Source organism: Liquorilactobacillus mali KCTC 3596 = DSM 20444 (assembly GCF_000260415.1).
GTDB classification, from domain to species: Bacteria; Bacillota; Bacilli; order Lactobacillales; family Lactobacillaceae; genus Liquorilactobacillus; species Liquorilactobacillus mali.
The window spans coordinates 1-6,859 of sequence record NZ_BACP01000065.1 but is presented as its reverse complement, the minus strand read 5'-3'; the positions used below and the strand labels follow the sequence as shown (position 1 = coordinate 6,859).

The window sequence follows — 6,859 nt, the reverse complement described above, 5'->3', positions numbered from 1 at the left end:
ACATTTCGATTAAAGTAAATCCAGATAATCTTTTTTCTTTTCTCACCATAATTATGCCCCTCCTAAATTACTATAAATTGGTGTTAACATTCTTAAATACGTAACAACTATTATTACCGCAATAATAATAAATAAAATTGGTTGTACCATCTCTATCAAACGATTGATTTGAAGTGTTAACCTCTTGTAAATCATTTCGGAAAAGAAAAAAAGTTCTTCTCCGACTAAACTCAGTACCTTTCCTTTTTGTAGAAATAAACTGATTTCTGAAGGAAAAAATTCATATTTAGCTATAAGTTCATAAATATCATTACCACTTTCTAAAGTATTTCCTAATTCTCTACCGATTTCATACAAGAATGTGTCCTTCTTAAAATTTTTCAAGAAGAAATAAATTTCTTTAATATTCATCCCTTCTTTTAGTAAAATTGCCAGGTTAAAAGTAATATAGTACGCATAGTATTCCCTAAATAAACTACCAATAACAGGCAACTTGCATAATTTCTGTCTCTTTTTCAAAACGGGTAATTTTGAATATCTCCTTGCTTCATGACAAATGCCAACAAAAGTTATGGTCAACCCAAGTGATCCCCATATATTGTACTGATTAGCACTTGTAGACTTTATACCTAAATCTGTCATTTGCGGCTGCCACAAAAAGTGCATCGCTATGCTTAACCCACCCAGCATTATTAACAACATTACTGGATATAACAATACTCCCACTAATTTTCTTCTCTGTTCTTCTCCTTTTTCCCGTAATGAACCAATCTGCTTTAGACTTCTTGGAAGGAAACCAAATCGTTCTGCTATCAAAAGCTGGTTATACGTATCTTGATTAACCAATCCTTCCAATCCTGAACAAAAAGTATTACCCATTTCTATTTTTTTCTGAATTATTCTACAAATTTTGCTTTGTTTTGGAAAAAAAATCATTATATCATTAAGAGATTGCTTCAATGAAAAACCAGAATAAATTAAATCTCCCAATGTTTTAAAAAATAGCGTTTGTTGCTTTATTGACCAATTAATTTTTTCATCCTTCCTTAAACTTTTCAAAAATATCCTCTGTAATCCTTTTTTTCTGTAAACATTCCGCAAGTTTCTCACTCCAATCGCACGATATTTTGGTATTGTCAACTTCTGTACTTGCTAACTGTTCGTGTGTTAACTGTTCAAATAGCACTTTACTTTTTCCTTTTTGCATAGTTGGAATCAATCTTTGATAGTTAATCAATCTCAGCGTTTGTTTCAAATCCTCTCTTTTAATTCCAAAAGATAACATTCTATTAACCACTCCGACAGCATTCAGAGCATGCACAGTACTTAGAACCAAATGACCTCCTAATGCTGCTTTCACAGTATTTCTTGCTGTTTCTTCATCACGGATTTCTCCTACTATCAGCGCATCAAATCTATGTCTAAGCGTCGCCTTTATCATGGCTGGATAATCCATTTGTGCCAAGTTATTGACTTGTAATTGCAAAAACCTTGGTTCAAAAATCTCGACGGGATCCTCAATGGTCATAACTTGTTGTCCTATTTTGCGAGCAACCTGGTACATTGTTGAAGTTTTCCCTGAGCCCACCGGTCCAGAAAACAAAATTAACCCTTTGTTTTGTGCTTTACTCAAAATCAAATTCAATTGTTCTTCAAAAAAATACTCATTCAAATCACTTGTTCTTTGATATATCAATCTAATAACAACTGCTTCTCTACCTAAGAAATCACCCACGCTTGCCATGCGGCTATAAACACCGTTACGAATTGTCATTGCTCCAGTTTGTGGTCTCCTATGCTCACTCAAAGACATGCTAGAACGAAATTTGAGATTATTAATTATTTGTTTTCCTCTCTCAAAATCAATTACTTGATAAAGTTGGCTTTCTCCCATTATTGTTAGTCTAATTTCATATGCATCAAGATATGGATGCAAAGAAATATCACTTGCATGTTTTTTAATTGCAGCTTCAAATATTCCTTGAACCACTTCATTCAAATGACTTCACCTCCTTGTACCATAAGTACGCAGAGAATTTTCTATCATACAAAAAAACCGCAATAAAAATTGCGGTTTTTTGTTACTAACATTTCATTCTTATCCATTAACTTGTTTTATTGTTGGAATTGAAGGAATTGCTCCAAGCGTTTGAACTGTGATAGACGAAGCCTTTGTAGCATACTTGATAGCCTCTTTAATATTCGCTAAGTTATTTCCCAACTGTGAACACAATGCTCCGATAAATGTGTCACCGGCCGCTGTTGTATCAATTGCATTCACTTTCAACGCGGGAATAAGTCCATCTTCATTTTCAGTCAAATAGTAAGCACCTTGGCTCCCAAGTGTAATAATGACATTTTTTACACCTCTCTCGCGCAATATTTTGGCAGCTTCAGCAGCCGTATTCTCGTCCGTAATCTCAATTCCTGTCATCATTTGCGCTTCAATTTCATTGGGAACAATCAAATCTGTAAGTTTTAGTAAGTCATCTGTAATATCTTTAGCTGGTGCTGGATTCAAAATCGTCACCACTTTATTCTTATGAGCAATTATAAAAGCTTCTAGTATTCGCTCAATATCTACTTCAAATTGGGCAATTAAGAAATCAGCATTTTTAATACTATTTTGCGCTTTTATCACGTCATCGGCAGTTATTTCACGATTAGTGCCCCCATTTATGATTATACTGTTCTGTCCAGATTCTTGTAACAAAATATATGCCTGACCAGTTTGCCCACCTTTTTTAATAATTACTGACGATGTATCAATATTATTTTCTTTTAATATTGTAAGCATCTTTTCCCCGTAAGCATCATCACCAACTTTACCAATAAATGTTGTAGCTGCCCCGCTTCGTACCGCAGCAATTGCTTGATTGGCACCCTTTCCTCCACCTGCAGTTGAAAGTGACTTCATTGGCATTGTCTCACCCGGTTTAGGTAGGCGGGAAATTTCCAAAATAACATCAACATTAATACTTCCAAGAATTGTAATTCTCTTCATTATTCTGCACCCCCTTTTGAATTAAATTATATCATTTCTAAAAAAATATCCCCGTTAGTTAAGACCAACAACTAACAAGGGATACAAAATTCAATTTAATTATAACTTAAGCATCAGGAAATTCACCAGAATGATAGACCTCTGAAACATCATCCTCGTCTTCAAGTCGATCAATCAAACGCTCTAATTGTTCAACTTTATCTTCTGGAACTGGCACGTAAGTTTGTGGTATCATCGTCAATTCCGCAGTATCTAATTCATACTTCTTTTGAAGTTCATCTCTGACCTCTGCAAAATCCTTTGGATCTGTATATATTTCAAAAACATCATCTGAAGTTTGCAAGTCTTCTGCACCTGCATTAATCACATCTTCAAACATTTGATCTTCATCAACATCCAAATCTTCACGGTCAATAGCGATATAACCGCGACGATCAAACATAAAGCTTACCGATCCAGATTCACCCAAATTTCCACCGTTTCTTGTGAAATCAGCACGAACTGCCGAAGCTGTTCTATTACGATTATCAGTTAACGTATGAACCAAAATGGCAATTCCAGCTGGACCATATCCCTCATAAGTAATCTCTTCATAATTTGCACCATCTGCACCAGTCGACTTATCAATCGCACGTTTGATATTGTCTTTTGGCATATTTGCAGCACGTGCCTTATCGACCATTAAACGTAATTGTGGATTAGAATCTGGGTCAGGACCACCACTCTTTGCCGCCATATAGATTTCTCGTGATAGCTTTTGAAAAATTTTTCCACGTTTAGCATCTTGGGCATTTTTTCGGCCTTGGATGTTATTCCATTTAGAATGTCCTGACATTTCTAATACCTCTTTCCGAAATTATTATAAAAGTGATAACACAATCGTAGTAAAGTATATCAAAAAAGTTCCATTAAAGCAAGAATTTTTAAATTACTTAATTTTTCTCTCAAAATATATCCCGATACACAAAATTCCAACAATTGCGCCGATACCATCCAATATTACATCTTGAAACAATGGTGTCCGCCCACCAGTAATCATCTGGTGAAATTCATCAAGTGCAGCATAACCTACTGTAGCAAGAAATGCAGTCACAACCGTTAATAAAATACTTTTTAAACGTTTCTTTAAGCCTAAATACAGGAATGTTCCCATCAAAAAATAAAAGAAAAAATGAGCACCTTTTCTCAAAAAGAACTCTACAAATTTAAAATACCCAACCTCTGCTATACTAATTTTTTCAGTAGCATAGTCGAATGAAACACCGCCCAAAATATTTTTAAATGGTTCTCCACTCAAATATTTTTCTAAAAAAGGAACAGAGGTCTGCTGCTTATACGTCATTGAAGAACTAATAAACAAGATTGCCATCACAAGAAATGCCAATAATAAGAGGGTATTGGCATCTATTTTAAAATTTCTTTTCAATCAATATGCCCCCGAATTTTACTTGGTCGACGAGCGCTTAATGAAACCATAAGGTAACTCAACAACTTTTTCTGTGACTTCCTCTTTATTCATCAATTTTGTTAAAAATCGCATTGAAACAGCCCCTATATCATATAACGGTTGAGTTATTGATGATAGTTTCGGACGAACAATTTCTGTTATTTTTGAATTATTACTTGTAACGACCTCGAATTCATTAGGAACATTGGCTCCAGCATCTTGCGCACCATTCATGACACCCGCCGCTAATTCATCATCTCCTACAAAAGCAGCGGTTGCACCGACAGAGACAATTGCAGGCCACAAAATTTCACCAGCACGATAACTATAATCTGTCTCAAAAACTAGGTCTTCATCAAAACTTATATTGTGTTTTGCAAGAGCATTTTTATATCCCTTCAAACGATATTCCGAATTTATAGCTTCATCCAGTGGTCCAGAGACAAAAGCGATTTTCTTATTATCATGGGTAATCAAGTCTGAAACAGCTTCTTCAACAGCAGCAACATAATCAATATGTACACTACCAATTTCATTTTTGGGGTCGACAGAACCTGCCAAAATAATTGGTGTCTTGCTTCTATCAAATTGTGTTCTTAGTTCGTCACTAATTTTATTACCCATGTAAATAATTCCATCAACTTGTTTCGCCAAAAGTGTATTTAAAACTTGAATCTCCTTTTGACTATTATTATCCGAGTTGGCAAGAATAATATTGTACTTGTACATTGTTGCAACATCATCAATTCCTCGTGCTAAAGAAGAGAAGTATACATTAGAAACATCAGGGATTATAACACCCACAGTTGTTGTCTTCTTACTTGCTAAACCTCTTGCTACAGCATTTGGTCGATAATCAAGTCGATCAATTACCTCCAGAACCTTCTTACGTGTTGCAGGTTTAACATTGGGATTACCATTAACAACACGTGAAACTGTTGCCATAGACACAGCAGCTTCACGTGCTACGTCATAAATTGTAATTGTTTGTTTATCCATAACTAATTCTCCTTTTGATAATTCTCTTTTCAAATCATTTTCATAACACCCTATAATTTAGCAAAAAAAATACACTTTTGCAAGCGTTTCACAGTCCATTTCGTTACCTTTTCATACGATTTTCAGTTTATGAAAACCATGATTTATTGTCCTCCTAATATGCTATAATAAATTTATTAAATTTTAAAGGAGCGATAAAATGTCACACATTGAATCTATTCAAAGCTGGTTAGGAGAAAATAACTACCAACTTGGTTACATTAGTAATTTCAAAAATATTCAGTATTTGACAGGATTTGAAAGTGATCCTATTGAACGAGTTTTAGCATTGCTCATCTTCCCAGATCAAGATCCATTTATCTTTGCACCAGCACTGGAAGTGGAGGCGGTCAAAGATACTGGTTGGAAATATCCCGTTTACGGATATTTAGATCACGAAGACCCATACGAAATAATTAAAAGTCAGATCTTACATCGAGTTAATAGTCCTAAAAAATGGGCCATTGAAAAGGGAAATCTTGTCGTAAATCGTTTTGAGACTATCAGACAAAAATTTCCTGATGCAATATTTGCTGGGGATTTAACGCCTTTTATTGAAAAATTACAGCTTATTAAAACACCTGATGAAATCGAGAAATTAGAGATTGCTGGAAAATGGGCCGATTTTGCATTTGAAACAGGTTTTAAAGCTCTTAGCACAGCAAAAACAGAACAAGATATTGTTGCAGAAATTGAATATGCATTAAAGAAAAAGGGCATCATGCATACCAGTTTTGATACGATAATCCAAAGTGGAGCAAATGCTGCAGAACCTCATGGTGTACCTAAAAAAGACTTTATAAAAGCTAACGAACTTGTTTTATTCGACCTTGGAGTTGTCTTTGATGGCTACATCTCTGATGCAAGCCGTACAGTTGCCTTTGGAGATACACTAAGCGACAAAGCCCGTGACATCTACAACGTATGCCTAGATGCGCAACTGACAGCACAGGCTGCTGTAAAACCAGGGATGACTGCTGCTGAGCTTGATAAGATTGCTCGAGATATTATTACAAAAGCAGGTTATGGAGAATATTTCATTCATCGTTTGGGTCATGGCATGGGCCAAAGTGAGCACGAATTTCCTTCAATAATGGAGGGAAACAATCTACAACTTGAACCTGGTATGTGTTTCTCTATTGAACCCGGAATTTATATTCCAGGTGTGGCAGGTGTTAGAATTGAGGATTGTGTCCATGTTACAGAAAAAGGTGCCGAACCATTCACTCATACTTCCAAAGAACTTCAATTTATTCCAAACAATTGATCTTATTATTTTCTAAATATTGTGTTTTTCACGACTTGAAAGAAAACGTTGACTTATCGGACACAATTTTAACAGAAATAAACAAAAAAGCCGCCTCAAAGTG

General features: G+C 35.2%; 7 protein-coding genes. 1 reads left to right on the top strand and 6 read right to left on the bottom strand.

Annotation, left to right across the window (positions count from 1 at the left end):
• Positions 1-51: 51 nt before the first annotated feature.
• The 6 genes from GSM_RS12250 to ccpA form a co-directional block, all read right to left on the bottom strand.
• The gene (locus tag GSM_RS12250; protein ID WP_003689696.1) at positions 52-1,059 is read right to left on the bottom strand and encodes a type II secretion system F family protein; all 1,008 of its coding nucleotides are present in this window, start codon (positions 1,057-1,059) and stop codon (positions 52-54) included.
• Positions 1,037-1,990 (bottom strand): competence type IV pilus ATPase ComGA, encoded by a 954-nt coding sequence (gene comGA / locus GSM_RS12245; RefSeq protein ID WP_235720385.1) that lies wholly within the window; start codon positions 1,988-1,990, stop codon positions 1,037-1,039. The genes GSM_RS12250 and comGA overlap by 23 nt, the downstream gene beginning before the upstream one ends.
• 108 nt (positions 1,991-2,098) lie before the next feature.
• Positions 2,099-3,004, bottom strand: coding sequence for a ribokinase (gene rbsK, locus GSM_RS12240; RefSeq protein WP_003689700.1), 906 nt, complete (start codon positions 3,002-3,004; stop codon positions 2,099-2,101).
• Positions 3,005-3,110: 106 nt separating this feature from the next.
• On the bottom strand, positions 3,111-3,839 hold the full coding sequence (locus GSM_RS12235; RefSeq protein ID WP_003689702.1) for a YebC/PmpR family DNA-binding transcriptional regulator: 729 nt from the start codon (positions 3,837-3,839) through the stop codon (positions 3,111-3,113).
• Between the two features lie 93 nt (positions 3,840-3,932).
• Positions 3,933-4,430, bottom strand: coding sequence for a VanZ family protein (locus GSM_RS12230; protein ID WP_003689703.1), 498 nt, complete (start codon positions 4,428-4,430; stop codon positions 3,933-3,935).
• A gap of 18 nt (positions 4,431-4,448) precedes the next feature.
• Positions 4,449-5,450, bottom strand: a complete 1,002-nt coding sequence (gene ccpA, locus GSM_RS12225) for a catabolite control protein A (RefSeq protein ID WP_003689705.1) — start codon at positions 5,448-5,450, stop codon at positions 4,449-4,451.
• 199 nt (positions 5,451-5,649) lie between these two features.
• On the opposite strand from ccpA, the gene GSM_RS12220 reads away from it, so the two are divergent.
• Positions 5,650-6,756, top strand: coding sequence for a M24 family metallopeptidase (locus tag GSM_RS12220; RefSeq protein WP_003689707.1), 1,107 nt, complete (start codon positions 5,650-5,652; stop codon positions 6,754-6,756).
• Positions 6,757-6,859 lie beyond the last annotated feature (103 nt).